Raw genomic sequence first — 25,911 nt, forward strand, 5'->3', positions numbered from 1 at the left:
GCCGGGCCCCATATCGGGCCCCATATCGGGCCCGGCCGTGCGCCCGATTCCGCGCGCGACGGCGAGCCGGGCGATCCCGTGGCCGAACTCGTCGGGCGGCAGTTACGGCAGGCGCTGCGCACCGTGGGAGCCGTCGCCGCCCTGCTGGCCGGGCCCCCGGTGCTGGCGATGTGGGTGCCCGACCCCCGCGCCTGGGTCGTCCTGTCGCTGGCGGTGCAGGGGCTCTGGGTGGGCCTCGCCGTGCTGCAGCTCAGGCGGGCGGAGCGGCTGGAGAGATGAACGTCGCCGTGCTGACCGGGATCGCCTTCGTCCTGGTCCTGGGCGTCGCGGCGGGCGCCGCGCGGCCCCGCCGCGTGTCCGGCGTCCACGTCGCCGCCAAGGGAGTGCCACCCTGGTGGAACGGGGCCGCGATCAGCTCCGAGTTCACCTCGGCGGCGGCCTGCCTGGGCACGGCCGGGCTCATCGCCACCCACGGCTCGCCCATGTTGTGGTACCCGATGGGGGCGGCAGCGGGGTTCGTCGTCATCCTGGCGCTCGTGGTCGCGCCGCTGCGGCGCTCGGGGACGTACACGCTGCCCGGATTCGCCGAGTGGCGGCTGCGCTCGGCCCGGTTGCGCCGGTTGACCACCTGCTGCGTCCTCGTCGTCGGGCTGGCGTTCATGGTCGCCCAGCTGCACGCCGCCGGGGTCGTGGTACGGCTGCTGACCGGGCTGCCGCCGTGGCTGGGCTGGGCGGCCGTCGCGGCGGCGGCGCTGGCGGTGGCCGTCGGCGGCGGGCTGGGCAGCGTGACGAGCGTGCAGGCCGCACAGTTCTGGCTCAAGCTGGTGGTCTTCCTCGGGGTCGGGATCGTCTGCTGGTGGCTGGCGGAAGAGGGGGCCGTGGCCTGGTTCGAGGGCGCGTACCGGGGCGGGGGCGCCGGGCTGGCGGGCGCGGGCGACCCCTCGCTGCCGGGGGTGCTGGCCGTGCTGCTGGCGTGCGCGCTGGGCACGATGGGGCTGCCGCACGTGATCATGCGGGTGCACACCGACAGGGACGGCCACGCCGCGCGCCGCTCCATGGTGGCCACGCAGGCCATGCTGGCGGCCTTCTGCGTCGTACCGCCGCTGTACGGGCTCATGGGGCACGCGCGGCTGCGCGGCGCCGCCGCGGACGAGATCGTGCTGCTGCTGCCCGCCAGGCTGTTCCCAGGGGCCGTGGGGGAGGTGCTGACGGGCCTGCTGGCCGCGGGGGCGTTCGCGGCCTTCCTGGCCACCGCGGCGGGCGTCCTGGCGGCCGTGGGCGGCGCGCTGTCGGCCCGCGCGTCCAGGGCCGGGGCGCGCTCGTTCCGCGTGGCCGTGGTGGCGGTCCTGGCGGCCGCGCTCGGGCTCACGGCGGTCACCGCCCCCGGGGCGTCGGTGGCGCTCGTGCTGCTCGGCCTCAGCCTCTCGGCGGCCACGTTCTGCCCGCTGCTCGTGCTCGGGATCTGGTGGCGGCGGCTGACGGACGCGGGCGCGGCGGCCGGTATCCTTCTCGGGGGCGGCTCGACGGCGGTGCTGGTGATCGGGGAGCAGGCGGGCGTGCGCATGGGCCCGCTGACCTCCTGCCCCGCGCCGGTGGCCGTGCCGGTCGCCTTCGCCGCGATGGTGCTGATCTCCCTGGCCGCGCCGGCCAGGACGCCCAGGGACGTGGGCCGGATGATGGCCAGGATGCATCTGCCCGAGCATCTCGCAGGCCCCCTGACCTACCGCTCGTCGTCTCGGGACGACCGCTGATCGCGGTAGCACTCTCCGTACATCGCTGACTACGGACCGTTCGGCGAGCTGTACGTGAACAGGGTTTCTCCCGCAAGATCGCAACCGTAGTGTTTCGGCATCGGAGAGCTCTTCCGGCGCATCGGGAGACACGGGCCGCACGGCTCACGATCGGCCCGATGCGCGGAATTCACCGGCGACGCGCAGGTCGCCGCGGCTGTCGGGCCCTTGACCGGGGGGTTGGGCCCGCCACGCCGGTTCCGTGAAGGGGCGCCCGCGAGGCTGTCGAACCGGGCCTCGCGATCCGGCACGCGGGGGCGGCCGGATCGCTCGGGCGGGCGCCCCTTTCATGGTCTTTCATGGGCGCCGGCCCGCCCATCGGGCGCCCGGTGCGAGGTCAGCCGTCGCGCAGCTTCTTCAGCAGCGTGATGTCCTCGGCGTGCTTCGGCGCCTTGCCCGGCGTCTCGATGCAGAGCGAGATCCCGGCCGCCGCCGGATGCCGCATGAGGTCGCCGAACGGCTCGGCGCCGATGTGACCGGCCCCGATGTTCTCGTGGCGGTCCTTCTTCGCCCCGCACACGTCCTTGGAGTCGTTGGCGTGGATGAGCTTGAGCCGCCCCGGCGCGATGGCGTGCAGCGCGTCCATCGTCTCCTTCACCCCGCCCTCGGCGGCCAGATCGTGGCCGGCGGCGAAGGCGTGGCAGGTGTCGAGGCAGACGCACGCCCGCGGATGCCAGTCGAGCGCGGCCAGGTAGGGCTCAAGGTCCTGGACGGTGGCGCACAACATCGCGCCCTGGCCCGCCATCGGCTCCAGCAGCAGATCGGGCCCGCCCTCCGGGATGTCCTCCAGCAGGGGCAGCAGGTTGTCGTGCAACTGCCGCAGCGCGTCGTCGCGCGACTGCGTCACCGCCGAGCCGGTGTGCACCACGACCCCCTTGGCGCCGGTCTCCACCCCGCGCCGCAGCGTGTGGCGCACGATCGCGATGGAGTTGGCCAGCGTCTCGGGGCTGGGCGAGCCGAAGTTGACCAGGTAGGGCACGTGGATGAAGGTCTCGACGCCGGACTCGGCCAGCTTGGCGTCCTCGGCCGGCTTGCCCTCGGTGAGCGCCCACCCGCGCGGGTTGGTGACGAACACCTGGATCATCTCGGCGCCGATCTCGGCCATGTATTTCAGGCCGCCCGTCGCCAGGCCGCCGGCGACGGAGACGTGTCCGCCGATCAGGGATTTCACGGTCATGATGACCCTCAGTTTAGGACCCGCGAGCCGATGCGGTGGCGGGCGCCCGGCGATTGGAGCATGACACGAAAACCGCCCCACGTGGGGGCCGCCGGTTGGAGTTCTCACGGATGGACCGGGCACGTAGCGCATGTGTGTACTTCTGACATGTCAGAAACGCTCGCCGCGTTCAACGCGCGATCACCGGCCGAGGCGGAGGCCGGGCTGCTGAGCTGCTGCGCCTCACGCGCCTTCGCCGGCGAGGTGGCCGCCCGGCGGCCGTACGAGAGCCTCGACCGGCTCATCGACACCGCCCGCGCCGCCGTGCTGGAGCTGAGCTGGGACGACGTGCTGGAGGCGCTGAGCGCGCATCCCAGGATCGGCGAGCGGCCGGCCGGGAGCGGGCGGGAGGCGTCCTGGTCGCGGCGGGAGCAGTCCGGCGTCGAGGAGGAGCTGCGCGCGGCCCTCGCCGAGGGCAACCGCGTTTACGAGGAGCGTTTCGGGCATGTCTACCTCGTCTGCGCAACCGGGCTGACGGGAACCCAGATGCTCGACAAGCTCAAGCAGCGGCTCGGCAACGACGAGGCGCGCGAGCGCGACGTCGTACGCGGCGAGCTGGCCGCCATCACCCGGCTGCGGCTGGGCAGGCTCATCGAGGAGGGGGCATGAGCTTCTCCACCCACGTGCTCGACGCGGTCACCGGCCGGCCCGCCGCCGGCCTGCGCGTACGCCTGGAGCACGACGGCCGGGTCGTCGCCGAGGGCCGCACCGACGCCGACGGCCGGCTCAAGGGCTGGGATCCGGCGGCCGGGGTGCATCGCGTCGTCTTCGACACCGGCGCCTACCTCAAGGAGACGTTCTACCCCGAGGTGGTCGTCACCTTCACCGTGACCGACCCCGCCCAGCACTACCACGTGCCGCTGCTGCTCAGCCCGTACGCCTACTCCACCTACCGAGGGAGCTAGATTGACCGTCAAGCTCGGCGCCAACCGCTACGGCAAGGCGGAGACCAGGCTCGTCCACGTGGTCAGGCAGGGCCCCGTCCACCACGTCAAGGACATCAGCGTCAGCACCTCGCTGTCGGGCGACATGGAGGCCGTCCACCTGACCGGCGACAACGCCACCGTGCTGCCGACCGACTCGCAGAAGAACACCGTCTACGCCTTCGCCAGGCGCCACGGCGTCGGCCAGATCGAGGAGTTCGCCCTGCTGCTGGCCAGGCACTTCGTCGCCTCGCAGCGCCCGATCCACCACGCCAGGGTGGAGATCGAGGAGTACGGCTGGAACCGTACGGGGCCCCACTCGTTCGTGCGCGACGGCGGCGAGGTGCGCACCTGCGTGGTCCACCACGACGAGGACGGCCGCAGCACGGTGGTGTCCGGGCTGAAGGACCTCGTGGTGCTGAACTCGACCGGGTCGGAGTTCCACGGCTACATCGTGGACGAGTACACCACGCTGGAGCCCACCACCGACCGCATCCTGGCCACCGCCGTCGCCGCCCAGTGGCGCCACGCGGACGCCTCCGGTTCCGGCTCCGACTCAGCCTCCGATTACGCCAAGGCGTACACGGAGGTGCGGCGCTGCCTGCTCGACGCGTTCGCCGGCACCCACAGCCTCTCGCTCCAGCAGACCCTGTACGCCATGGGGGAGCGCGCGCTCACGGCCTGCCCCGAGATCTGCGAGATCAGGCTCGCCATGCCGAACAAGCACCACTTCCCGGTCGATCTGTCCCCGTTCGGCCTGGACAACGACAACGAGGTCTTCTTCGCCGCCGACCGCCCCTACGGCCTCATCGAGGGCGGCGTGCTGCGGGAGGACGCGCCCGACGCCGGATTCGCCTGGGAGTAGGCAGAGACATGGATTTCTTGCGCCCCACGACGTGGGACGAGGCGCTGGCCGCCAAGGCGGACCAGCCGGACGCCGTGCCCATCCAGGGCGGCACGGACGTGATGGTCGAGCTGAACTTCGACGTCCGCAGGCCGCCGGCGCTGCTCGACCTCAACCAGGTGGCCGAACTGCGCGAATGGTCGATGGCGGACGGTCTGTGCCGGGTGGGGGCCGGGGTGCCGTACACGGCCGTGATCGAGGAGCTCGGCGCGACGCTGCCCGGCCTGGCCCAGGCCGCGCGCACGGTCGGCTCGCCGCAGATCCGCAACCGCGGCTCCGTCGGCGGCAACCTGGGCGCGGCCTCACCCGCAGGCGACAGCCATCCGCCGCTGCTGGCGGCGGGGGCCGTGGTCGAGGTGGAGTCGCGCGAGCGCGGCGTGCGGATGATCCCGGCCGCCGAGTTCTACCTGGGCGTCAAGCGCAGCGCGCTGGAGCCGGACGAGCTGATCAGGGCCGTGCACGTGCCGCCCGCCACAGGGCCCCAATACTTCTCCAAGGTCGGCACCCGCAACGCCATGGTGATCGCGGTGTGCTCGTTCGCGCTCGCGCTGCACCCCGGCGAGCGGCGCGTCGGCACGGGCCTCGGCTCGGCCGCGCCCACGCCGCGCCGGGCGGTCGAGGCCGAGGAGCTGCTGGCCGCGGAGCTCGACTGGGACGCTCCGCTCGACCCCGCGCTGCTGCGCCGCTTCGGCGACCTGTGCGCGCGGGCCGCCGCACCGATCGACGACGTGCGCGGCACCGCCGCCTACCGGGTGCACGCGATCGGCGTCATGGCCCGCCGCACGCTCACCTGGGCCTGGAACGACCACCTGGGGAAGAGGGCCGCCTGATGCGCGTCACGTTCACCGTCAACGGCCGCGAGCAGAGCGCGCAGAACGTCTGGGAGGGCGAGAGCCTCCTGTACGTGCTGCGCGAGCGCCTCGGCCTGCCCGGCTCCAAGAACGCCTGCGAGCAGGGCGAGTGCGGCTCCTGCACCGTCTACCTCGACGGCGTGCCCGTCTGCGCCTGCCTGGTCGCCGCCGGGCAGGCCGAGGGCCGGCAGGTGCGTACGGTCGAGGGCCTGGCCGAGGGCGACCGGCTCGATCCGGTGCAGGAGGCGTTCGTGGAGTGCGGGGCCGTGCAGTGCGGCTTCTGCACGCCGGGGCTGCTGGTGCAGGCGCACGACCTGCTGGAACGGGTGCCCGAGCCGTCGGACGCCGAGATCAGGGAGGCGCTGGCGGGCAACCTGTGCCGGTGCACCGGTTATGAGAAGATCCTCGACGCGGTACGGCTCGCCGCCGCGCGGAAGGGCGCCGCCTCGTGAACGTTCCCCCCGATGCCGTACCGACCGAGGCCGTACGCACCGGCGCCGTTCCCCCCGACGCTGGGCCCGCTCGATCCTTGATCATCGAGAACGTGCACATCGCCCCCGTCGCCGGCCCCGAGATCCCGTCCGGACACATCAGGATCGAGGGGGATCGCATCGCGAGCCTCGGCCCCGGGCCCGCGCCCGAGGTCCCCGGCGCGACCAGGATCGACGGCGGCGGCTGCCTGGCCACCCCCGGCCTGGTCAACACCCACCACCACCTCTACCAGTGGGCCTCGCAGGGTCTCGTCCAGGAGGCCACGCTGTTCGAGTGGCTGACGGCGCTCTACCCGGTGTGGGCCGCCCTCGACGCCGAGGTGGTCAGGGGCGCGGCCACGGCCGGGCTGAGCTGGCTGGCGCTGTCGGGCTGCACCACCGCGAGCGACCACCACTACGTCTTCCCCAAGGGCCGGGGCGACCTGCTCGCGGCCGAGATCGAGGCCGCCCGCGAGGTGGGCCTGCGCTTCCATCCGGCGCGCGGCTCCATGGACAGGGGCGAGTCGAAGGGCGGGCTGCCACCGGACTCCGTGGTGGAGGAGCTGGACGACATCCTCGCCGCCACCGCCGCGGCCGTGGACGCCTACCACGACCCCTCGCCCTCCTCGATGTTGCGCGTGGTGGTCGCGCCCTGCTCGCCGTTCTCGGCCAGCGCCGAGCTGATGACCGAGTCCGCCGCCCTGGCCAGGGACAGGGGCGTACGGCTGCACACGCACCTCGCCGAGACCCTCGACGAGGAGGAGCACTGCCTGGAGCAGTTCGGGGTACGCCCGGTGGACTACATGGAGCGGCTGGGCTGGCTGGGGCCCGACGTGTGGTTCGCGCACGCCGTGCACCTGAGCGACGACGACCTGGGCAAACTGGCGGAGACCGGCACCGGCGTCGCGCACTGCCCCTCCTCCAACGGGCGGCTCGGCGCGGGCATCGCCCGCGTGTCCGAGCTGCTGCGGCGCGGCGCGAACGTGGGCCTGGGCGTCGACGGCGCCGCCTCCTCCGAGCTGACCCCGCTCGTGGGCGAGATGCGGCAGGCGCTGCTGATCCAGCGGGCGAGGTACGGGCCGCGGGCCCTGACCGCCAGGCAGGCCCTGGAGCTGGCCACGCTGGGCGGCGCACGCAACCTCGGCCGCGAGGACGAGCTGGGCACGCTGGAGCCCGGCAAGCTGGCCGACATCGCGCTGTGGCGGGTGGACGGGCCGTTCACCGCCGCCGTCGCCGACCCGGTCTGCGCGCTGGTCTTCGGGCCTCCGCCGCCACTGGACCTGCTGCTGGTCGGCGGCAGGACGGTGGTGGCCGGCGGCGAGCTGAGGACCGTGGCCCAGGACGCGGCCGGCCGGGCCGGCGCCGAGGCCCGCGGGCGGCTGGCCAAGCTGGCGGAGGGCGCCCAGTAGGGTGGGAAATGTCCTAAACGTGGAGGAAAGGCGGTCCCGTGTCGGAGCAACTCCCCGACGAGCGGCTGGCGCAGCTCAAGAGCACCTTCGCCGCGATCGACACCGACGGCGACGGCTACATCAGCGAGGCCGAGCTGAAGCGGCACTTCCCCGACCTCCCGGCGGAGGCGCTCGGGGCGATGAGCCAGGAGGCCGACTCCGACCAGGACGGCCGCTACTCCTTCGAGGAGTTCGTCCGCACCATGTCCTGACGGCGCGTGGCGGCCCAGGAGACGGACGGCTCGCCGGCATCAGGGGTCGTACCGGCCTCGGAGGCGGACAGGGCGCGGGGACCAGGGGCCGTACCGGGCGTGCGGGGGCTCAGGATGCGGACAGGGCGCGCTCCATCGGAGTCCTGAACCGGGGCGTCACCCTGACCTCGCCGACCCAGGACGCCAGAACTCCGGCCTCCGCCTCGATCGCCGCCTTCGCGTCCGCGCCCACGTCCTCCAGCAGCCGCCACACGATCTCGCCGTCCTTGCGCTGCGCCCAGCCGCCCACCACCCGGCCGTCCCACCACACGGTCGGGCCCACGTTCCCGCTGCGGTCGAACAGCTCGGCGCGGTGCTCGCCCGGCAGGTACCAGTCGCGTTCCTGCCACCCCATCGGCGTCGGATCGAGCGCCGGCAGCAGCGCCGCCCACGGCTCCGGCTCCCCACCGGTCAGATCGTCATCGGGCAGCAGGTAGCCGGTGCCGCCACCCTCCAACTCCACCGCCACCGCCCCGACGGCGGCCAGCGCCCCGCGCACGTCCTTCAGCGTCCACCCGGTCCACCACTTGAGGTCCGCCTCCGTGCCGGGCCCGAACGCGGCCAGCCACCGCGCCACCAGCGCCGCCCGCGCCTCGTCCGCGGCCCGCTCCGCCAGCTCGGGGGCCAGGGCCCAGAAGTGCGTGCCGCTGACCCAGGTGCCGGACACGCGCGCCCGGCGTACCAGCAGGCCGTCCATCGCCATCAGGGGCAGCAGCCGCGAGCCCACGCTGATCACGCCCTCGTACGGCTTGCCCACGGCCACCCTGACCTGCTCCCGCAGCCGCGGCTCCAGCGCGCCCAGCTCGGCCGCCGTCCGGTCGCCCGCCTCGGCCAGGATCCGCAGCACGGACGCCTCGACGTCCTTGAACCAGGCCTCGTCCCAGCCGCCCGGCCCGAACGCCTTCATGAGCGAGGCGCGCTCCCTGCGGGCGATCGCCGGCATCGTGGAGTGGTGCACGACCGGCACCAGCTCCGCCGGCACCACGAACACCGTGCGCCGCATCCCGGTCATCCGCACCAGCGTGTGCTCGGCGTACAGGGCCCGCTCGACCGGCTCGGGCCCGGGCGCCAGCAGCCGGGCGCCGGCCGACAGGAACACGGTGGCCGGATCGGTGCCGTGCAACGCCACCACGGCGTCCGCCGCCTCCTCGGGCGTACCCACTTTGACGGCCAGCCGATGCCGCAAGGCCAGCCGCGCCCGCCGCTCCCGCGTAGAAACCCTCACAAAACCCCCTCAATCCGCGCCGAGCCTAATCCACCTCACTCACCGCCGGGAGGGGCCTCTCATCCGAAAGCGCAGAGTAGGAGCACGGGGCCTGGAGCATCGCGCGGTAGAGCTGATCGTGACGGGGGACCGGCATGGAATCCGGTGGGACCCCAGTGTCAGGATGATGAGTCACGCCTTCCTGCCCGCTCGCACCGGGCAGGAAGGCGTGTCAGGACATTGTTCATCATCAGGTGGGAGTTCGTAGTGGTTCAGCACGTACTGGTCGCCCCCGACAAGTTCAAGGGGACGCTGACGGCGGCCGAAGTGGCCTCCCGGGTGTCGGCGGGTCTCGGCGTGCCCACGGTGGAGCTGCCCGTCGCCGACGGTGGTGACGGGACGGTGGACGCCGCCGTCGCGGGCGGCTTCGGCCGGATCACGATCGAGGTCACGGGGCCGACCGGGGAGCGGATCCCCGCCTCGTACGCCTGGCAGCCCACCGGCACCGCCGTGGTCGAGCTGGCGGAGGCGTCCGGGCTGCGCCGCCTGCCCGGCGGGCACGAGCCACTGACGGCCACCAGCTACGGCACGGGCGAGCTGATCGCCGACGCCGTGCGCCGCGGCGCCAAGCGGGTGGTGCTCGGCCTGGGCGGCAGCGCCTGCACCGACGGCGGCGCGGGCATGGCCCAGGCCCTGGGCGCCCGCCTGCTCGACGACGAGGGCCGCGACCTGCCGCGCGGCGGGGCCGCGCTGAAGGATCTGGCCCGCATCGACCTGTCCGGCTTCCTCGACCTCGCGGGCGTGGAGTTCGTGGTGGCGAGCGACGTGGACAACCCGCTGCTCGGCCCGCACGGCGCCGCCGCCGTCTACGGCCCCCAGAAGGGCGCCACGGAGGACGACGTCAGGACGCTGGAGTCGGCGCTGTCGCGCCTGGCGGCCATCGCCACCGCCACCCACGGGCTCATGGGCGCGGTCGAGCACGACGGCCCCCCGCGCGCCATGGGCGTGGCGGGCGCGCCGGGCGCGGGCGCGGCCGGCGGCGTCGGGTTCGCGGCGATGGCGTTCCTGCACGCCGAGCTGCGGCCCGGCATCGGCTACCTGCTCGACCTGCTCGGCTTCGGCGAGGTGGTGCGCGGCGCCCGGCTGGTCGTCACCGGCGAAGGCTCGCTGGACGAGCAGTCGCTGCGCGGCAAGGCGCCGGTCGGCGTGGCGCGCGCCGCCGCCGAGGCCGGGGTGCCCGTGGTGGCCGTCTGCGGCCGCCGTACGCTCAGTGACGAGGAGCTGAAGGCCGCGGGCATCGAGGCGGCCTACGCCCTGACGGACCTGGAGCCCGACGTGGCTCGCTGCATGGCCGAGGCGGGCCCGCTGCTCGAACGCCTCGCCGCCCGGATCGCCGCAGACCGCCTCGGAAGGTGATGGATGACCTCGTTCGACCTCGTCGTCAGATCCCGCAGGACCGTCACGCCCGAGGGTGAGCGGGCGGCGGCGGTCGCCGTACGGGACGAGAAGATCGTCGCCCTGTACGACTACGCCGCGCCGCTCGACGCCCCCGAGGACGTGGACCTGCGCGACGTGGCCCTGCTGCCCGGCCTGGTGGACACGCACGTGCACGTCAACGAGCCCGGGCGGACCCACTGGGAGGGATTCGACTCCGCGACCAGGGCAGCCGCCGCCGGAGGCGTCACCACGATCGTGGACATGCCGCTCAACTCCCTGCCGCCCACGATCGACGAGCCGGCCCTCGACGCCAAGCTGCGCGCCGCCGGCGGCCGGTGCCACGTGGACGTCGGCTTCTGGGGCGGGGCCGTGCCGGGCAACGTCAAGGACCTCGCGCCGCTGCACCGGCGCGGCGTGTACGGGTTCAAGTGCTTCCTGTCGCCCTCGGGGGTCGAGGAGTTCCCGCACCTGACGGTCGCCGAGCTGCGGCTCGCCCTGGAGGAGGTGGCCGGGTTCGGCGGGCTGACCGTGGTGCACGCCGAGGACCCGGCGCTGCTGGCCGAGCCGGGCGGGCCGGGCTACCGGGAGTTCCTGGACTCACGGCCGGGGGCCTCCGAACGCAGCGCCGTCGAGCAGGTCGTCCGGGTGGCGGAGGAATGCGGCGCCCGGGTGCACATCCTGCACGTCTCCAGCGCCGACTGCCTGGAGGTCCTGGAGGCGGCCCAGGCCAGGGGAGTGGCGGTGTCGGCCGAGACCTGCCCCCACTACCTGACGCTGACGGCCGAGCAGGTGCCGGAGGGCGAGACCACGTACAAGTGCTGCCCGCCGATCCGCTCCGAGGCCAACCGCGACCTGCTGTGGGACGGGCTGGCGCGCGGGGTGCTGAGCTGCGTGGTGTCGGACCACTCGCCCTCGACGGCCGATCTCAAGGTGCCCGACTTCGCCGCCGCCTGGGGCGGCATCGCCTCGCTGCAGATCGGGCTGCCGGCGATCTGGACGGAGGCCGCGCGCCGAGGGCACGGGCTCGGGGACGTGGTCCGCTGGATGTCCGCCAACCCCGCCGCGCTGGCCGGCGTGCCCGGAAAAGGCGGGATAAAGGTGGGCAACGATGCCGACCTGGTGGCCTTCGACCCCGCCGCCGACCTGCTGGTGGACGCCGCCCGGTTGCACCACAAGAATCCCGTCACCCCCTACCACGGCCGCACGCTCAAGGGCGCCGTCCTGACCACCTGGCTGCGCGGCCGGCCGGTGGACGGCCGGCCGCACGGACGACTGCTGATGGGAGCGCGCCGATGACCCCGTTCACCCGCCTGCCCGACCTCGCCCTGCGCCCGCTCGGCGGCTCGGTCGTGGCGGCCAGCGACGAGTCCTTCGCCGAGAAGGAGAGCCTGATCAGGCCGGAGCGTCCGGCGTTCAGCCCGGAGACGTTCGGCGGCAAGGGGCAGGTGTACGACGGCTGGGAGACCCGCCGGCGCCGCTCACCCGGGCACGACTGGGCCCTGGTGCGGCTCGGCCTGCCCGGCGTGATCAGGGGCGTGGTGATCGACACGGCCTGGTTCAAGGGCAACTATCCGCCGTACGCGTCCGTGGAGGCGGCGGCCGTCGAGGGCTACCCGTCGCCGGAGGAGCTGGCGCGGGCCCCGTGGACGGAGATCGTGCCCCGATCGGAGCTCAAGGGAGACGCGGAGCACCACTTCGAGGTCGCCGACGAGCACCGCTACACCCACGTGCGGCTCAACATCCACCCCGACGGAGGCGTGTCCAGGCTGCGCGTGCACGGCGAGGTCCGCCCCGACCTGTCCGTCTACGAGGGTCTCGGGCTCGATCTGGCCGCGCTCGCCAACGGCGGCCTGGTCACCGCCTGCTCCGACGACTTCTACTCCTCCCCGAACAACGTCATCGCCCCCGGCCTGGCCCGGCACCAGGCGGAGGGCTGGGAGACCGCCAGGCGGCGCGACGACGGCAACGACTGGATCGTCATCCGGCTGGCCGGGCGCGGGCTCGTCAGGCTGGCCGAGATCGACACCACCAACCTGCTGTTCAACGCGCCCGCCGCGGTCTCGCTGACGGGGCTGGACGGGGAGCGCGAGGTGCCGCTGCTGCCCAGGACCCCGCTGCGGCCCGACACGCCGCACCGCTTCCGCCTGGACCACCGGGAGCCGGTGACGAGCGTACGGGTGGACATCTACCCGGACGGCGGCCTGGCCCGGGTCCGCCTGCACGGCCACCTCACCTGAGCCCGGCTCCTGTCCCCGTTTCAGGGACAGGAGGTCACTGCCAGAGGAAGACCACGCTGCCCGGCGGCCGCTCGCTGTTGGGCAGCGGCCGCTGGAACTGCACCACGCCGCCGTTGCTCAGCCGGTTGACCCGCACCTTGAACCCCAGCGCCTCCAGCTCGGGCTTGGCGTCGTTGATGTTCTTGCCGATCACGCCGGGCACGACGCTGAACTGCTGGTCGTCGCGGGCCTCGTTGTCGCCGCGGAACCACTGCCACCAGTCGGTCTGGCAGCGCGCCACCGTGATCATCACGGGTACGCCCTTGTCGACCTCGGACTTGGCCTTGGGCGACTGGGCGATGACGGTGCACGGCTCGGCGTCGTCGTCGACCTCGTTGACCTGCACCTGGAAGCCCTGCCCGCCGAGGAAGCCGGCCGCCTCGTCCTTCGGCATGCCGCCGACGTCGGGCATGACGAGCCCGGCGCTGACGAAGATGTTGATCTTGGCGCTCTTCCTGACCTTCTCGCCCACCTGCGGTGAGGTGCGGATCACCTTGTCGCGCTCGACCTGCTGGTTGGGCAGGCGCTTGACGGCGCCGACGGTCAGCCCCGCCTTCGCTATGGCGGCCCTGGCCTCGTTGCTCGACCGGCCCGACACGTCGGGCACGACGATCCGCTCGGGGCCGAGCGAGAGCACCAGCGTGACCGTCGAGCCCTTCTCCAGCTCGGCGTCGGCCGCCGGGTCGCTGCTGAGCACCAGGCCCTCGGCGACCTTCTCGTCGTGCTTCCCGTCGGCCTGGCGCATCTGCAGCCCGCGGCCGGCGATGGTCTTCTCGGCCTCCGCCACGTTCTTGCCGATCAGGTCGGGCACGGTGACGAGCTCGGGCTGGGCGAAATACCAGCCCGTCAGCCCGACCGCCACCACCATCACGGCGGCCAGCGCCACCAGGAACCAGTTGGGCCGGAACCCGCGCCGCCGCGGCTCCTCAGCCGACGTCCGCGGCTGGATCATCGTGTGCGCCGGCGCGGGCTGCGGCATCGAACGCGCGCCCGAGACCGGGCCGCCCGCCGGATGGGCGTACACCGTCGTCGGGTTGGTGCCCGGCATCATCGGGCCGGTGCCCGGCGGGGTCGTCGTGCGCGGCAACATCCGGTGCGCGTCCACCGCGGCGACCAGCATGGCCGTCGCGTCGGCGGGGCGGTCTTGCGGCTCGCGCGCGGTCGCGTGCGCCACCAGCGTGTCGACCAGCGGCGGCACCTCGGGCGCCACCGAGGACGGCGCGGGCACCGTGTCGTGCACGTGCCGGTAGGCCACCGACATCGGCGTCTCGCCGTCGTACGGCTGCTGCCCCGTGACCAGCTCGAACAGCATGATGCCCGCGGCGTAGACGTCGCTGCGCACGTCGGCCGCGCCCGTGGTGACCTGCTCGGGCGCCATGTAGCCGATCGTGCCGATCATCACGCCGGTACGGGTCTGGTTGGTCGCCTCGATCGCCCTGGCCAGGCCGAAGTCGACGACCTTGACCCGGCCGTCGTCGGTCATGAGGACGTTTTCCGGTTTGACGTCGCGGTGCACGAGCCCGGCCTGGTGGGCGGCGCCGAGCGCGGCCAGCACCGGGATCATCAGCTCCAGCGCCTCGCGGGCGGGCAGCCTGCCGCGGTCGCGCAGGATGTCGCGCAGCGTGCGGCCGGGGACGTATTCCATCGACAGGTAGACGACGTCGTTGTCGGTGCCCTGGTCGAAGACGTGCACCACATTGGGATGGGAGAGGCTGGCGACCGACTTCGCCTCGCCGATGAACCTTCTGACGAATGCCGGGTCCTCGGCGAGCGAGCGGTGCATGACCTTCAGCGCCACCGTCCGGTCGAGCCGGATGTCCAGCGCGAGGTAGACGGTCGCCATACCGCCCCGGGCGATTCGGCTCTCGATGCGGTAGCGCCCATCGAGGAGCCGCCCGACCAGGGGGTCCGCAGTCGTCGTATCCACCCCGCTGAGTTTACGGGCGTTTTGCCACTGGCAGGGCCCCACCGCCCGAAACCGATGCGGAGACGTTCTCGTCACGACGCCCCGCCGAACCCGTCCCGGCCCCCTCACACCCCTGAAACGCGGCTCTCTCGGTGCTTGTCCCGGCACCCTCCGTGACATCCCGCGACTGCGCCCCCGGCGTGTCGCGGTCCTGGCCGGGCGGGTGGTGGACTCGGATCCGGCCAGGCGCGTCGCGTACGAGAGGGGAGGGGATCGGGCGGGTTGCGGCGGGCCCGTTCCGTCGGCCGGGCCGGCTGGGTTACGGGGACGTCGGGGAGGAGGCCTCGGCGTAGCGGCGGCGGGGGATGCGGCCCGCCTGGCGGGCCAGCCGCCCGGCCGCGACGGCGCCCTTCATGGCCGCCGCCATGAGGTCGGGCCGCTGCGCCCTGGTCACGGCCGTGGCCAGGAGCACCGCGTCACAGCCCAGCTCCATCGCCAGCGCGGCGTCACTGGCCGTGCCGATGCCCGCGTCGAGGATCACCGGCACGGACGCGGCCTCCACGATCAGCTCGATGCTGTGCGGGTTGCGGATGCCGAGCCCCGAGCCGATCGGCGCGCCCAGCGGCATCACCGCCGCGCACCCGGCCTGCTCGAGCCGCCGCGCCAGCGCCGGATCGTCCCCGATGTACGGCAGCACCACGAACCCGTCGGCCACCAGCCGCTCGGCCGCGTCGAACGTCTCGATCGGGTCGGGCAGCAGGGTTCGCTCGTCGGCGATGACCTCCAGCTTGACCCAGTTCGTGCCGAGTGCCTCCCTGGCCAGCCGGGCGGTCAGCACGGCCTCGCCCGCGGTGAAGCAGCCCGCCGTGTTGGGCAGCACCTTGATGTCGCGCCGGCGCAGCACGTCGAGCACGGTGCCGCGCGAGCCCGGGTCGAGCCGGCGCATCGCCACCGTGGTCAGCTCGGTGCCCGACGCCGCGAGCGCCTGGTCCAGCACCTCCAGCGAGGGCGCGCCGCCGGTTCCCATGATGAGCCGGGAGGAGAACTTCTCCCCGGCGATGATCAGATCATCCACCTTGCACCGCCGTCAGGACCTCCACGCGGTCACTGTCGCCGAGCGCCGTCGTCTCCCAGGCGCTGCGGGTGACCACCTCGTCGTTCACGGCCACGGCCACTCCGGTGGTGGCCGTGGTCAATGTCTGTACGGCCTGCGCCACGGTCATGCCGTCGGCCACCTCGTGCGCGGACCCGTTGATGGTAACAATCATGAAATTCCCTGAAATCTCTCCGGCGAGCACAGCGCCGCCAGCTCGCCCTCCTCGCCCAGCAGGATGGCCGTCGTGAGCGGGGCGAGCAGCACGCCGCCCCGGTGGTGCCCGGTCGCGAACGTCAGCCCCGGCGTCCCGCTGGGGCCGATGACCGGCAGGTTGTCCGGGGTGCCCGGCCGCAGCCCCGCCACCACGTCGGCGACCTCCAGCTCGGTGACGCCGGGAACCAGCTCCCTGGCGTCGCGCAGCAGCTCGTAGAGCCCGCCGGCGGTCACCCTGGTGTCGAAGCCCAGCTCCTCCTGGGTGGCGCCGACCACCAGCTCACCGTCGCCCCGGGGGACCAGGTAGACCGACGAGCCGTGCACGGTGCCGCGTACGCACCGGGTCAGCAGCGGCTGCGGCGAGCGCAGCCGCATGATCTGCCCCTTGACCGGCCGCACCGGCACCTCGGCCAGCTCGCCGCTCCACGCGCCGGCGGTCAGGACGACCCGCTCGGCCCTGATCTCGGCCCGGGTCTCCGCGCCGGTCTCCTTCCTGGCGCCCGTCCTGGCGCCCGCACGGGTCTCCGCCTTGGCGCCCGGTCTGACTTCACCGTGCCCGCCGCCATCCCCGGCTCCGCCGCCAGGCCCGGTCCCGTACGGCTCCGGCGTCGCGAGGCGTACCCCCGTGACCCGGCCGCCTTCGCGCAGCAGCTCGGTGACGCGGGCGCGCACCACCTCGGCGCCAAGCCGCTCCAGCGCGGCCAGCAGGGCCGCGGTCACCCGGCGCGGATCCACCCAGGCGTCGCCGGGCGCCAGCAGCCCGCCACGCACGGACGGGGCCAGCATCGGCTCCAGGCGGCGGCATTCGCGCCCGGTGAGCCGCTCGACCGGCAGCCCGAGCTTGTCCATGAACGCCGCCAGCTCGTCCAGCGCCGCCAGGTCGTCGGCCCCGAACGCGACGTCAAGCGTCCCGTCGGACCGCAGATCCAGCGCGAGCGCATCTCCTCCGGCCGCGCCGTCACCGGCGAGCCCGGCACCCGCGCCCAGCCTCGGACCGGCGAGTTCGGCAGCCGCGCCCGGGGCCGCGCCGACGTTCGTACCCGGGCCCGCGAGCCCGGCGTCCTCGGTGAGTTCGGCGGCGAAGGCGGGCCAGCGGCGCAGCGACGCCACCCCGAGCCGCAGCAGCGGCGCCTCGGTGTAGGTCACCTCGCTGACCGGGGCCAGCATCCCCGCCGCGGCATAGGAGGCACCCCGCCCGGGCGCCGGATCGACCACGGTGACCTGGCGCCCCTCACGGGCCAGCCGCCACGCCACGGAGAGGCCGACGACCCCGCCGCCCACGATCACATCCACCTGCGCTCCCTTCGCCGGCATGATCCGGATCAGGTGTCTTGCGGTCGAAGGCCCGTCACAGCCTTCCTCTCAGCCCGGTGAAACGGCCGGACTCCCGCGCGTCTTACCTCCACAGCCTACGGCCTCGGTGCGGCGGCCGTGCACCGCCCCCGTTATGGTCTTGAACGTGAACCATGTCGTGGTGGTGGGAGCGGGCCTGGCCGGCCTGCGTACGGTCGAGGCCCTGCGAGGGCGCGGATTCACCGGCCGGATCACGCTGATGGGCGAGGAGCGCCATCGGCCCTACGACCGGCCGCCCCTGTCGAAGGCCGTGCTGAAGGGCGAGGCCGACACGAGCTTCGTCGACACCGACCTCGACGCCCTGGAGGTCGACTTCTGGCCGGGCGTCAGCGCCAAGTCGCTGCGCGCCGGCGTCGTGGAGACCACCGAGGGCGAGATCGGCTACGACGGCCTGGTCATCGCCACCGGCGCCGAGCCGATCAGGCTGCCGGGCGACGGCCTCCAGCACGTGCTGCGCACCCTCGACGACGCCCACGAGCTGCGCGCCGTGCTCGTCCCCGGCGCCCGCGTGGCGATCATCGGCGCCGGCTGGATCGGCGCCGAGGTGGCCACCGCGGCCCGCCGCGCCGGCTGCGAGGTGACGGTCGTCGAGAGCGCGCGGGCCCCGCTGAGCACCGCCGTCGGCGCCGAGATCGGCGCGCGCACCGTGCCCTGGTACGACGGCATCGACCTGCGCCTCGGGGCCATGGTCGACTCCGTGGACGAGGGCGGTGTGCGGCTGGTGGGCGGTGAGTTCATCGAGGCCCACGTGGTCGTCACCGGCATCGGCGTACGACCCGCCGTCGGATGGCTGGCCGATGCCGACATCGACCTGCACAACGGCGTCGTCACCGACGAGCACCTGCGCGCCTCGCTGCCCGGCACCGTCGCCGTGGGCGACTGCGCCGCCTGGTGGTCGCGCCGCTGGGGCACCAGGCTCAGGGTCGAACACTGGGACACCGCGCTCAACGCCCCCGAGGTCGCCGCCGCGACGCTGCTGGGGGAGGAGGCGGTCTACGACCCGGTGCCCTACTTCTGGTCCGAGCAGTTCGGCCACATGATCCAGTACGCCGGACACCATCCGGCCGGCGAGCGGCTCGTCTACCGGGGCGAGCCAGAAGGCAAATGGTCGGCCGTCTGGCTCACCGAGGACGACACTCTGGCCGCCGTACTGGCCGTGGACCGGCCGCGCGACCTCGTACAGGGGCGGCGGATCATCGACGCCGGTCACCGTCTGGACACGGAACGCCTGGTAGATCCACAAGTCTCTCTACGGGATTGTGTTGTTTGAGCAAGCACGGCATGTGGTAGTTGTGGTTTCGTGACGCTTTCTGTTGCACAGATCGACCGGGAGACCGAGCAGCTCATCGACGAGTGGCTCACGCTCCCCGAAGTGGCCAGGCGCCTCGACCTTTCGATCGGCCGGGCCAAGCAGCTCCTGAAGGACCACAAGCTCCTCGGCGTGCGCCGGGGCGGCGGCGGGCCACAGGTGCCCGCGGTGTTCCTCGATGGGAAGGACGTGATGAAGGGCCTGCCCGGCACCCTGACGGTGTTGCAGGATGCCGGCTACGACGACGTGGAGTCGCTGCGCTGGCTCTTCACCCCCGACGAGTCGCTGCCAGGATCGCCCGTCGAGGCGATCAGGGCCGGCCGTCATACCGAGGTCAAGCGGCGTGCCCAAGCCCTCGCTTTCTGACGCGCGCCTCTATCTCTGCACAGACGGCCGCCGCGACCGCGGCGATCTGGCGGAGTTCCTCGACACGGTGCTGGCCGGCGGCGTGGACATCATCCAGCTGCGGGAGAAGGGTCTTGAGGCACGCGAAGAACTCGCGCTCCTCGAGGTCTTCCGCGACGCCTGCGACCGGCACGGCAAACTTCTGGCCGTCAACGACCGGGCGGACGTCGCGTACGCCGCCCGCCCCGACGTGCTCCATCTGGGGCAGGACGACCTTCCTGTGACGGTCGCGCGAGAGATACTCGGCGACGACATCGTCATCGGACGGTCCACCCACTCCGCCGCCGAGGCTTCCGCCGCGGCTGTGGAGGAGGGCGTCGACTACTTCTGCTGCGGGCCCGTCTGGCCCACCCCGACCAAGCCCGGCCGCCCGGCTCCCGGCCCGTCGCTGCTGCGGCACGCGGCGGCGCTGGGCACCTCGCGGCCGTGGTTCGGGATCGGCGGCATCGATCTCGCCAACCTGGACGAGGTGATGTCGTACGGGGTGAGCCGGGTGGTGGTCGTCCGCGCGATCACCGAGGCCGACGACCCCGGCGCGGCGGCTGCCGAGTTCGCCAAACGCCTGTCGGCCGGCTGAGCAGCCGAACACCCCCGGCCGGCTGAAGCGCCGGCCGTCGGCCGTTCGGCGGGTGAGCGGCCGGACGGCGGGCTGGCCGGTGATCGGTGGCCGGCGAGCCGGCGGATGACCGTCGGCCGGTCGGCGGCGGGTCAGGTCTTGCGGCTGGTGGCGGCGATGGCCAGGTCGGTCAGTGCGGCGCGCGCCTGCGGCGTGACCGGGGCCGAGTCGAGCGCCGCCAGCGCCTCGCCCAGGTAGTCGCCGATCAGGTCCTCGCACTCCCGCAGTGCCCCGGTGTCGTCGATGATCTGCCGCAGCGTCTCGACCCCGCCCTCGTCCAGCGCGGGATCGCCGAGCAGCCGGCGCACGGTGCCGGCCTCGGCGGGCGAGGCCGCGGCCAGGGTGCGGGCCACCAGCATCGTCCGCTTGCCCTCCCGCAGGTCGTCGCCGGCGGGCTTGCCCGTCTGCGCCGGGTCGCCGAAGACCCCGAGGATGTCGTCGCGCAGCTGGAACGCGATCCCGACCTGCCGCCCGAACCCGGCGCACAGCTCGTCCATCCACGGCGCCAGCTCCCGCCCGGCCAGCGCCAGCCCGAGCCTGAGCGGCTGCTCCACCGAGTATTTGCCGCTCTTGTAGAGCGCCACCCGCAGCGCCGACTCGAACGAGTTCTCCCCGTGCGCCTGCTCCAGCAGGTCGAGATACTGGCCGCACATCAGCTCGGTGCGCATGTGGTCGTGGACGGGCTGGGCCGCCTCCAGCGACTCGCGCGGCAGCCCGCTGGCCCGCCACATCTCGCCCGACCAGATCAGCAGCAGGTTGCCCAGCAGGATCGCCGCGCCCTCGCCGAACTGCTCCGCCGAGCCGTGCCAGCCCGACTTCTCGTGCATGGCCTGGAAGCGGCGGTGCGCGGACGGCATGCCCCGGCGCAGATCGCTCTTGTCCATCACGTCGTCGTGCACCAGCGCGCTGGCCTGCAGCAGCTCCAGCGAGGCGGCGGCGGTGAAGATGCCGGGCACGTCGGTGCCGCCGGCGCCGCGCCACCCCCAGTAGCAGAACGCCGGCCGCAGCCGCTTGCCGCCGGACAGCAGTTTGTCGGCCGCCTCGCGCAGCGGCGCGAACTCGGGGTCGCCGCCGTCGGGCAGCTGCCGTTCGACGAACTCTCCGAGAGCGCGCTCGACCTGCGCGCGCAGGATCTCCAGGCCGGCCGCGTCAGTGGTCATGCCCATGAGACTAGTGGCCGGGAGCGAGGGTGCGGATCTCCAGGGTGTCTGTCTGACCGGCAGGTCTGCGAGATGTGGCGCTAATCTTGTGGGCATGGCTCTTGGTCGACCCTCTGTAAGGCCCGATCGTGTTCCCACCGTCCGCGACATGCTCGCCGCCGGTGGCCGGTCGTTCTCCTTCGAGTTCTTCCCGCCGAAGACCGACGAGGGCGCCAAACAGTTGTGGCGGGCGATCAGGGAGCTGGAGTCGCTGCGGCCCACGTTCGTCTCCGTGACGTACGGCGCCGGCGGCTCCACCCGTGACCGCACGGTCGACATCGTCGAGCGGATCGCCCACGACACCACGCTCACGCCCGTCGCCCACTTCACCGCGGTCGACCACTCCATCCGCGAGCTGCGCCACCTCGTAGGGCGCTTCGCCGACGCCGGAGTGCGCAACATCCTGGCCGTGCGCGGCGATCCCCCCGGCGACCCGACGGCCGAGTGGGTGCAGCATCCCGAGGGCGTGCTCTACGCCGAGGAGCTCGTCCGCCTGATCCGCCAGGCGGGCGACTTCTGCGTCGGCGTGGCCGCCTTCCCCTACAAGCATCCGCGTTCGCCCTCCATCGAGTCCGACACCGAATACTTCGTACGCAAGTGCCGGGCCGGGGCCGACTACGCGATCACGCAGATGTTCTTCCAGGCCGACGACTACCTGCGGCTGCGTGACCGGGTGGCGGCCCGGGGCTGTGACACGCCGATCATCCCGTGCATCATGCCGGTCACCCAGATGAGCACGATCGCCCGCTCCGAGCAGCTGTCGGGGGCGCCGTTCCCGCCGGACGTGGCGGCCAGGTTCGAGGCGGTCAAGGACGATCCGGCGGCGGTGCGGCGGCTCGGCATCGACCACGGGGCGGAGCTGTGCCAGCGGCTGCTCGACGAGGGCGCGCCGGGGATCCACTTCATCACGTTCAACCGGTCGAGCGCGTCGCGCGAGGTGTTCCAGCGCCTGGAGCGCATCCCCCTGTCCGCCTGATCCCGACCGCTTGAGCGCGGTCGCTCGGGGAGGGTCGCTCGCGGTCGGTGGGCGACGTCAGGTCCCTTCCAGGACGTGCACCTGGGGCAGATCGCGGTGACGGTGATGGGCTTCGGCGATCGCCGCGAGATTGTCGCGGCCCAGGGCGCGGTAGGCCGTGGTGAGCAGTTCGTTCGCCTGGGCCTCGCGTTCCGGGTCGCCAGCGCTGATCCAGTGCAGGTCGCGGCCGAGGGCGAGCGCGTCGGCGGGGAACCCTGCGGCGCAGCGGCGCAGCGCCTCCGTGACGTGGGCCGCTCGGACGGCCGGGTCGCCGGTCAGCTCCTTCACCAGGGCCGTGCAGAAGTCGTAATCGTCCCACGGTCGCTGTCGGCCACGCTCGATCATGGTGTCGTCTGTGATCGCTGTGCCGGGCTCGATCGCCCTGCCGCCCTCGATCAGGGTGTCGCCTTCGACGAGCGCGCCGCCGCCGTCCAGGGTCTCCAGCCGGTCGGGGTCTCCGTGCTCCAGTAGCTCGGGGGAGTGGCCGCTGGCGTCGTGATAGTCCTCGCCCTGTTCGTCGCGGTCGCCGGTCTCGAAGGTCGTCAGGACCTCGCGCAGCAGCCGCAGCCGGTGCCGTCGTACGACCACGTCGGGGTCCAGGGGATCGGCCGGCTCGCCGTCCTCGGACGACAGGTCGCGCCATCGCCATTCGAGCGTGTCGCGGACGGCCTCAAGAGGGGTACGGGTCGGCAGGCCCACGCCGCCGCCGTCGTTGTTGTAGTAGGAGGCGACGCCGGTGCAGGTGCGGCCGTCGTCGTACCAGAGCCCGAAGTGCAGCCCGTCGGTGCCGCCGTGCATGAACGTGAGGAACTCGGGCGGGTCGCGGTAGTAGCGGCCGTGCACGCGCACGTCGATGCCGTCCCGGGACCGGCGTTCCGGATCGTCGAAGAGGTCCATGATTCCGAACGGGGACAGGTCCAGGTCGTGGAAAGCCTGATTCCCGGCCGGGCACAGGGACAGCAGGAAGGTCCGGAACCGGAAGATCGAGTCAGGCAGCCGGAATCCCCAGTCGCGGGCGACGCGGGCCTCGATCGCGGCGCGTTCGCGCTCGACCTGGGCCGCGGCGGCCGACCTCAGCCGCTCGTCCTCGGCCGGCGACCGGTTCGCCGCCTTCCATGCCGCGTAGTCGCGCAGCTCGGCGGCGGAACGCGCGGCGGCCCGCCGATGATGGGCCCGTTCCCACACAGACGGCGCCGGATCGGGTCCGCCGAAGATCGCCGCCTGGAGTCGTTCCTCGGGAGTGGGGCCGTCGAGGCCCGGATAGCGGGACCGGCGCTCTTTCATGGCGGCCTCGGCGGGCAGCCAGCGGCCGGGGTCGGCCGCCATCCGGCCGCGCGCCTCGGCGGCCGGCAGGGGAGCGATCTCCTGGTCGAACGCCGCCAGCGCCGCCGCCTTCCGCCGCACTGCCCGGGCGTCGATCTCGGTGCACCACCCGAGGTAGGCGTCCCACTCCTGGGCCGGATCGTGCTCGGGGAGATCGGCGTGATCGAGGAAGAAGCCGAACTTCTCGATGTGGGCGAGGTCGTCGTACTGCTCCGCCGTCCGCTTCCGCAGGCCGGCGCGGACCTGCTCGTCGTCCTCCTCCTCGCGCCACAGCTCGGGCATCTCCTCGGGACGTTCGACCTGATCGCGGTGGAGGTCGATCGTCGTCTCCCGGCCGAAGACCGACACGCGGGCCGTCAGTCTCGGACCGTCCGCGGAGACGAGCTCGGCGTCGAATCCGGCGAACGGGCCATCGACGATCTTCACGAAGTGACGCTTCATAGCGGGCCCCCATCGGCACGGACGATCTCTGGGGCAGCATGATAGAGATCACCACCGACACGCGGGCCCGGATGTCGCCGCAACCGCCGAAAGCGCGGCCCGGGTGTCACCGCGGCCCCCGGAGGTACGGGCCCGCCACCCGCCCGCAGGGGGACCGGGCGGGTGACGGGCAGGGGACACCGGACAATCGGTAAAGGGTCGATCACTTTCCGTGACTAGTTTCTGCCCCGCGTCATGCCTGGTAAACCACGGGTCACGTAAGCGACCTCAGGTGAGCGGGAGCGGGCGGCCGGCGATCGCGTACTCCTCGTGCCCGCCGGGGAAGACGAAGCGGGTCAGCAGGTCGGTGAAGCCCATGCCGGCGTAGAGGTGGCGGGCGGCCGTGGGCTGGTCGTGGGTGGACAGGATGGCCGAGCGCTCGCGGCGGCCCGCGCACAGCGTGGTGATCATGGCACGGCCGATGCCCTTGTTGTGCCACTCGGGGTGCACGTGGATCTCGGCCAGCTCGAACGCGTAGCCCATCCAGGCGTCGGCCGCCTCCTGGCCCAGCCGGTCGGCCAGGCCGCGCCAGACGACGTCGTGCCACCACTGGCCGGGGGCGCCGCGGAATCCGTACGCGAAACCGACGATTCTGGGTTCAGTGGTCGCCCCATCGGGGGATGAATCACGCAATTCCGCGAAATAACACTGAAAATGGGGATATGTCCCGTGGTTTCGCATGATGGTCTTGCGGCCGGCTATCTGGTCCACCGGCGGCTTCATCGCGGCCGCGTAAATGTCGATCACTGTCTCCAGCCGCTCGGTGAACTCGGCCGGACCGGCTCCGCGAAACTCGATCACCCGTCGCACACTACTCGACGTCCACCGGCGTACCCCCGGTGATGCGCACGAGCTCGTCGAACGTCGTCGGGAACACCGTGTGCGGATGCCCGCCCGCGGCCCAGACCACCTCGTGCTTGCTCAGCCAGGTGTCCACCAGCGTGCGCACGGGCGCCGGATGCCCGACCGGGGCCACGCCGCCGATCGGCTGGCCGGTGGCCTCCCTGACGAACTCGGGCGTCGCCCTGCGCACCTTCGCCACGCCCGCCGTACGCGCGATCAGCTCGACGTCCACCCGGTGCGCGCCGCTGGTCAGGACGAGCAGCGGCGCGCCGTCCGCGTCGAAGATCAGGCTGTTGGCGATGGCACCGACCTCACAGCCGACCTGCGCGGCGGCGGTCGCGGCCGTGGGGGCCTTCTCGGGCAGGACCACGATCTCGCCGCCGGCTCCTCTTTCGCGCAGGGCGGACTCGACGATGAGGGCGTTCGCGGGCAACTTCTCAGACATGACGACACTCTAAACAGGTTGGCGCCCTGATTACCCATTCATGGTGGGTGGTGTAGGGTCCTCTGATCCGTTCTTGACCGATGATGAGGTGGTGACGGTGGTGGCTCGACGGCTGCCCGGGGTGGCTGCTCTCCTGACCGCCGGTGCGGTCGTCCTCACGGGTTGCGCGACGGGAGCGGAAGGCGATCGGCCGGGCCTCTCACCCGGCGCCTCCGCCCTGGCGGCCGCCGTCGTACCGAACGCCCAGGCCGCCGGCGCGGCCCCCGTGACGCCGGCCGTCACCGCCCCGCGCAAGACCCTCAAACTGGGCGCCAAGGGCAAGTCCGTCACCTGGCTGCAGAAGCGCCTGACCGAGCTCGGCTACCGGCCGGGCAAGGCCGACGGCCAGTACGGCGGCACCACGCTGGCGGCCGTGTGGGCGTTCCAGAAGGTCAACGGCATCAGGCCGAGCAGCACCGTCGCCCGGCGCACGTGGGAGGCCCTTGAGGCGCCCAAGGCGCCGAAGGTCCTGGTCCCCAACGGCAAGCCGACCCGCGCCGAGGTCAACCTGACCAAGCAGATCATGGTCCTGTACGTCGGCGGCGAGGTGAAGCTGATCACCCACGTCTCCTCGGGCAGCGGCGTCCCCTACTGCGAGACCGCCGCCTGGCAGGGCAGGAAGCAGCGCTTCTGCGGCTCGGCCACCACCCCGACCGGCAACTACCGCACGACGTGGCGCGCCAGCGGCTGGCACAAGTCCTACCTCGGCCAGCTCTACAACCCGATCTTCTTCAACGGCGGCATCGCCTTCCACGGGGCGCTGTCGGTGCCGCTCTACCCGGCCTCTCACGGGTGCGTGCGCATGCCGATGAACGTGGCCCAGGTCCTGCCGGGGATGCTCGGCAAAGGCGTGCCGGTGCACGTCAAGGGCCGCTTCAGGCGCGCCTGAAGCTGACGGC

At 72.9% G+C, this 25,911-nt stretch carries 26 protein-coding genes, 1 pseudogene and 1 riboswitch; of the genes and pseudogenes, 17 read left to right on the forward strand and 10 right to left on the reverse strand.

Translation table 11 applies throughout. The features are described from left to right. Together AB0C28_RS25645 and AB0C28_RS25650 are read left to right on the forward strand one after the other, a co-directional pair. A pseudogene (locus tag AB0C28_RS25645) lies at positions 1-279 on the forward strand (hypothetical protein); the annotation flags it as partial. Beyond that, on the forward strand, positions 276-1,751 hold the full coding sequence (locus AB0C28_RS25650) for a cation acetate symporter (protein ID WP_358077937.1): 1,476 nt from the start codon (positions 276-278) through the stop codon (positions 1,749-1,751). The pseudogene AB0C28_RS25645 and the gene AB0C28_RS25650, both read left to right, overlap by 4 nt. Before the next feature lie 376 nt (positions 1,752-2,127). Here AB0C28_RS25650 and AB0C28_RS25655 read toward each other — a convergent pair whose 3' ends face one another. Further along, positions 2,128-2,967, reverse strand: a complete 840-nt coding sequence (locus AB0C28_RS25655) for a deoxyribonuclease IV (protein WP_357852033.1) — start codon at positions 2,965-2,967, stop codon at positions 2,128-2,130. 147 nt (positions 2,968-3,114) lie between these two features. Between AB0C28_RS25655 and uraD the strand changes: the two genes are divergently transcribed. The 7 genes from uraD (at position 3,115) to AB0C28_RS25690 (ending at position 7,814) form a co-directional block, all read left to right on the forward strand. Then, positions 3,115-3,615, forward strand: coding sequence for a 2-oxo-4-hydroxy-4-carboxy-5-ureidoimidazoline decarboxylase (gene uraD / locus AB0C28_RS25660; protein ID WP_358077940.1), 501 nt, complete (start codon positions 3,115-3,117; stop codon positions 3,613-3,615). Then, the gene (gene uraH / locus AB0C28_RS25665) at positions 3,612-3,911 is read left to right on the forward strand and encodes a hydroxyisourate hydrolase (protein WP_358077943.1); all 300 of its coding nucleotides are present in this window, start codon (positions 3,612-3,614) and stop codon (positions 3,909-3,911) included. Before uraD ends, uraH begins: the two co-directional genes overlap by 4 nt. A 1-nt stretch (position 3,912) precedes the next feature. Further along, positions 3,913-4,794, forward strand: a complete 882-nt coding sequence (gene pucL / locus AB0C28_RS25670) for a factor-independent urate hydroxylase (RefSeq protein WP_358077946.1) — start codon at positions 3,913-3,915, stop codon at positions 4,792-4,794. Positions 4,795-4,802: 8 nt separating this feature from the next. Further along, on the forward strand, positions 4,803-5,663 hold the full coding sequence (locus AB0C28_RS25675) for an FAD binding domain-containing protein (RefSeq protein WP_358077949.1): 861 nt from the start codon (positions 4,803-4,805) through the stop codon (positions 5,661-5,663). Then, positions 5,663-6,136: a (2Fe-2S)-binding protein gene (locus AB0C28_RS25680; RefSeq protein ID WP_357852049.1), complete on the forward strand. Its 474-nt coding sequence runs from the start codon at positions 5,663-5,665 to the stop codon at positions 6,134-6,136. The genes AB0C28_RS25675 and AB0C28_RS25680 overlap by 1 nt, the downstream gene beginning before the upstream one ends. Positions 6,137-6,219: 83 nt before the next feature. Next, positions 6,220-7,563 (forward strand): 8-oxoguanine deaminase, encoded by a 1,344-nt coding sequence (locus tag AB0C28_RS25685; RefSeq protein ID WP_357852486.1) that lies wholly within the window; start codon positions 6,220-6,222, stop codon positions 7,561-7,563. Between the two features lie 38 nt (positions 7,564-7,601). After that, complete coding sequence (locus AB0C28_RS25690) at positions 7,602-7,814, forward strand: EF-hand domain-containing protein (RefSeq protein ID WP_357852052.1); 213 nt, start codon at positions 7,602-7,604, stop codon at positions 7,812-7,814. A gap of 109 nt (positions 7,815-7,923) precedes the next feature. On the opposite strand, the gene AB0C28_RS25695 is transcribed toward AB0C28_RS25690, so the two are convergent. Next, positions 7,924-9,078 carry a winged helix DNA-binding domain-containing protein gene (locus tag AB0C28_RS25695; protein ID WP_358077952.1) on the reverse strand — a complete coding sequence of 385 codons (1,155 nt, stop codon included), beginning with the start codon at positions 9,076-9,078 and terminating at the stop codon, positions 7,924-7,926. A gap of 246 nt (positions 9,079-9,324) precedes the next feature. Here AB0C28_RS25695 and AB0C28_RS25700 point away from each other — a divergent pair, with 246 nt between their 5' ends. The 3 genes from AB0C28_RS25700 to alc are packed head-to-tail and all read left to right on the forward strand — an operon-like array spanning position 9,325 to position 12,731. Next, complete coding sequence (locus AB0C28_RS25700) at positions 9,325-10,473, forward strand: glycerate kinase (protein ID WP_357852058.1); 1,149 nt, start codon at positions 9,325-9,327, stop codon at positions 10,471-10,473. A gap of 3 nt (positions 10,474-10,476) precedes the next feature. Beyond that, complete coding sequence (gene allB / locus AB0C28_RS25705; protein ID WP_357852061.1) at positions 10,477-11,790, forward strand: allantoinase AllB; 1,314 nt, start codon at positions 10,477-10,479, stop codon at positions 11,788-11,790. After that, complete coding sequence (gene alc, locus AB0C28_RS25710) at positions 11,787-12,731, forward strand: allantoicase (RefSeq protein WP_357852064.1); 945 nt, start codon at positions 11,787-11,789, stop codon at positions 12,729-12,731. The genes allB and alc overlap by 4 nt, the downstream gene beginning before the upstream one ends. Positions 12,732-12,765: 34 nt before the next feature. On the opposite strand, the gene pknB is transcribed toward alc, so the two are convergent. The 4 genes from pknB to AB0C28_RS25730 form a co-directional block, all read right to left on the reverse strand. Next, positions 12,766-14,697, reverse strand: coding sequence for a Stk1 family PASTA domain-containing Ser/Thr kinase (gene pknB, locus AB0C28_RS25715; protein ID WP_357852066.1), 1,932 nt, complete (start codon positions 14,695-14,697; stop codon positions 12,766-12,768). Positions 14,698-14,995: 298 nt separating this feature from the next. Then, the gene (locus AB0C28_RS25720; RefSeq protein WP_357852069.1) at positions 14,996-15,751 is read right to left on the reverse strand and encodes a thiazole synthase; all 756 of its coding nucleotides are present in this window, start codon (positions 15,749-15,751) and stop codon (positions 14,996-14,998) included. Next, positions 15,744-15,944: a sulfur carrier protein ThiS gene (thiS, locus tag AB0C28_RS25725; protein WP_346107663.1), complete on the reverse strand. Its 201-nt coding sequence runs from the start codon at positions 15,942-15,944 to the stop codon at positions 15,744-15,746. Before thiS ends, AB0C28_RS25720 begins: the two co-directional genes overlap by 8 nt. Beyond that, a complete protein-coding gene (locus tag AB0C28_RS25730; RefSeq protein ID WP_358077955.1) occupies positions 15,941-17,299 on the reverse strand; it encodes an FAD-dependent oxidoreductase in 1,359 nt (452 codons plus the stop codon). The genes thiS and AB0C28_RS25730 overlap by 4 nt, the downstream gene beginning before the upstream one ends. Next, positions 17,268-17,386: riboswitch (TPP riboswitch) on the reverse strand. It overlaps the preceding gene by 32 nt. Before the next feature lie 58 nt (positions 17,387-17,444). Here AB0C28_RS25730 and AB0C28_RS25735 point away from each other — a divergent pair. Genes AB0C28_RS25735 through thiE form a run of 3 tightly spaced genes read left to right on the forward strand, consistent with a single transcriptional unit; the run spans position 17,445 to position 19,629 of the window. After that, positions 17,445-18,608, forward strand: a complete 1,164-nt coding sequence (locus AB0C28_RS25735; RefSeq protein ID WP_357852075.1) for an FAD-dependent oxidoreductase — start codon at positions 17,445-17,447, stop codon at positions 18,606-18,608. 30 nt (positions 18,609-18,638) lie between these two features. Further along, complete coding sequence (locus AB0C28_RS25740) at positions 18,639-19,013, forward strand: Rv2175c family DNA-binding protein (RefSeq protein ID WP_346107668.1); 375 nt, start codon at positions 18,639-18,641, stop codon at positions 19,011-19,013. Beyond that, on the forward strand, positions 18,991-19,629 hold the full coding sequence (thiE, locus tag AB0C28_RS25745; protein WP_357852079.1) for a thiamine phosphate synthase: 639 nt from the start codon (positions 18,991-18,993) through the stop codon (positions 19,627-19,629). The genes AB0C28_RS25740 and thiE overlap by 23 nt, the downstream gene beginning before the upstream one ends. Before the next feature lie 131 nt (positions 19,630-19,760). Here the strand turns inward: thiE and AB0C28_RS25750 are convergent, their stop codons facing one another. Continuing rightward, entirely contained in the window at positions 19,761-20,828 is a 1,068-nt protein-coding gene (locus AB0C28_RS25750) for a polyprenyl synthetase family protein (RefSeq protein WP_357852082.1), read from the reverse strand. Between the two features lie 148 nt (positions 20,829-20,976). Between AB0C28_RS25750 and metF the strand changes: the two genes are divergently transcribed. Beyond that, positions 20,977-21,843, forward strand: coding sequence for a methylenetetrahydrofolate reductase [NAD(P)H] (metF, locus tag AB0C28_RS25755; protein WP_357852085.1), 867 nt, complete (start codon positions 20,977-20,979; stop codon positions 21,841-21,843). A 57-nt stretch (positions 21,844-21,900) separates the two neighbouring features. On the opposite strand, the gene AB0C28_RS25760 is transcribed toward metF, so the two are convergent. From AB0C28_RS25760 to AB0C28_RS25770, 3 genes are all read right to left on the reverse strand, one after another. Next, positions 21,901-23,631, reverse strand: a complete 1,731-nt coding sequence (locus AB0C28_RS25760; protein WP_358077958.1) for a hypothetical protein — start codon at positions 23,629-23,631, stop codon at positions 21,901-21,903. Positions 23,632-23,913: 282 nt separating this feature from the next. Further along, positions 23,914-24,486 carry a GNAT family N-acetyltransferase gene (locus tag AB0C28_RS25765; RefSeq protein ID WP_358077960.1) on the reverse strand — a complete coding sequence of 191 codons (573 nt, stop codon included), beginning with the start codon at positions 24,484-24,486 and terminating at the stop codon, positions 23,914-23,916. Positions 24,487-24,496: 10 nt separating this feature from the next. After that, complete coding sequence (locus tag AB0C28_RS25770; protein ID WP_346107679.1) at positions 24,497-24,973, reverse strand: YbaK/EbsC family protein; 477 nt, start codon at positions 24,971-24,973, stop codon at positions 24,497-24,499. Positions 24,974-25,046: 73 nt separating this feature from the next. On the opposite strand from AB0C28_RS25770, the gene AB0C28_RS25775 reads away from it, so the two are divergent. After that, entirely contained in the window at positions 25,047-25,901 is an 855-nt protein-coding gene (locus AB0C28_RS25775) for a L,D-transpeptidase family protein (RefSeq protein ID WP_357852094.1), read from the forward strand. The last annotated feature ends 10 nt before the right edge of the window (positions 25,902-25,911 follow it).

The organism is Nonomuraea sp. NPDC048892, assembly GCF_040649735.1.
Lineage (GTDB): Bacteria > Actinomycetota > Actinomycetes > Streptosporangiales > Streptosporangiaceae > Nonomuraea > Nonomuraea maheshkhaliensis.

What these genes read in the sequence shown, in the direction of transcription:
- AB0C28_RS25650 (WP_358077937.1), top strand. Translation starts at nt 276, where the DNA reads ATGAACGTCGCCGTGCTGACCGGGATCGCCTTCGTCCTGGTCCTGGGC.
- AB0C28_RS25655 (WP_357852033.1), bottom strand. Translation starts at nt 2,967, where the DNA reads ATGACCGTGAAATCCCTGATCGGCGGACACGTCTCCGTCGCCGGCGGC.
- uraD (WP_358077940.1), top strand. Translation starts at nt 3,115, where the DNA reads ATGTCAGAAACGCTCGCCGCGTTCAACGCGCGATCACCGGCCGAGGCG.
- uraH (WP_358077943.1), top strand. Translation starts at nt 3,612, where the DNA reads ATGAGCTTCTCCACCCACGTGCTCGACGCGGTCACCGGCCGGCCCGCC.
- AB0C28_RS25675 (WP_358077949.1), top strand. Translation starts at nt 4,803, where the DNA reads ATGGATTTCTTGCGCCCCACGACGTGGGACGAGGCGCTGGCCGCCAAG.
- AB0C28_RS25680 (WP_357852049.1), top strand. Translation starts at nt 5,663, where the DNA reads ATGCGCGTCACGTTCACCGTCAACGGCCGCGAGCAGAGCGCGCAGAAC.
- allB (WP_357852061.1), top strand. Translation starts at nt 10,477, where the DNA reads ATGACCTCGTTCGACCTCGTCGTCAGATCCCGCAGGACCGTCACGCCC.
- alc (WP_357852064.1), top strand. Translation starts at nt 11,787, where the DNA reads ATGACCCCGTTCACCCGCCTGCCCGACCTCGCCCTGCGCCCGCTCGGC.
- thiS (WP_346107663.1), bottom strand. Translation starts at nt 15,944, where the DNA reads ATGATTGTTACCATCAACGGGTCCGCGCACGAGGTGGCCGACGGCATG.
- AB0C28_RS25730 (WP_358077955.1), bottom strand. Translation starts at nt 17,299, where the DNA reads ATGCCGGCGAAGGGAGCGCAGGTGGATGTGATCGTGGGCGGCGGGGTC.
- AB0C28_RS25750 (WP_357852082.1), bottom strand. Translation starts at nt 20,828, where the DNA reads ATGACCACTGACGCGGCCGGCCTGGAGATCCTGCGCGCGCAGGTCGAG.
- metF (WP_357852085.1), top strand. Translation starts at nt 20,977, where the DNA reads ATGCTCGCCGCCGGTGGCCGGTCGTTCTCCTTCGAGTTCTTCCCGCCG.
- AB0C28_RS25770 (WP_346107679.1), bottom strand. Translation starts at nt 24,973, where the DNA reads ATGTCTGAGAAGTTGCCCGCGAACGCCCTCATCGTCGAGTCCGCCCTG.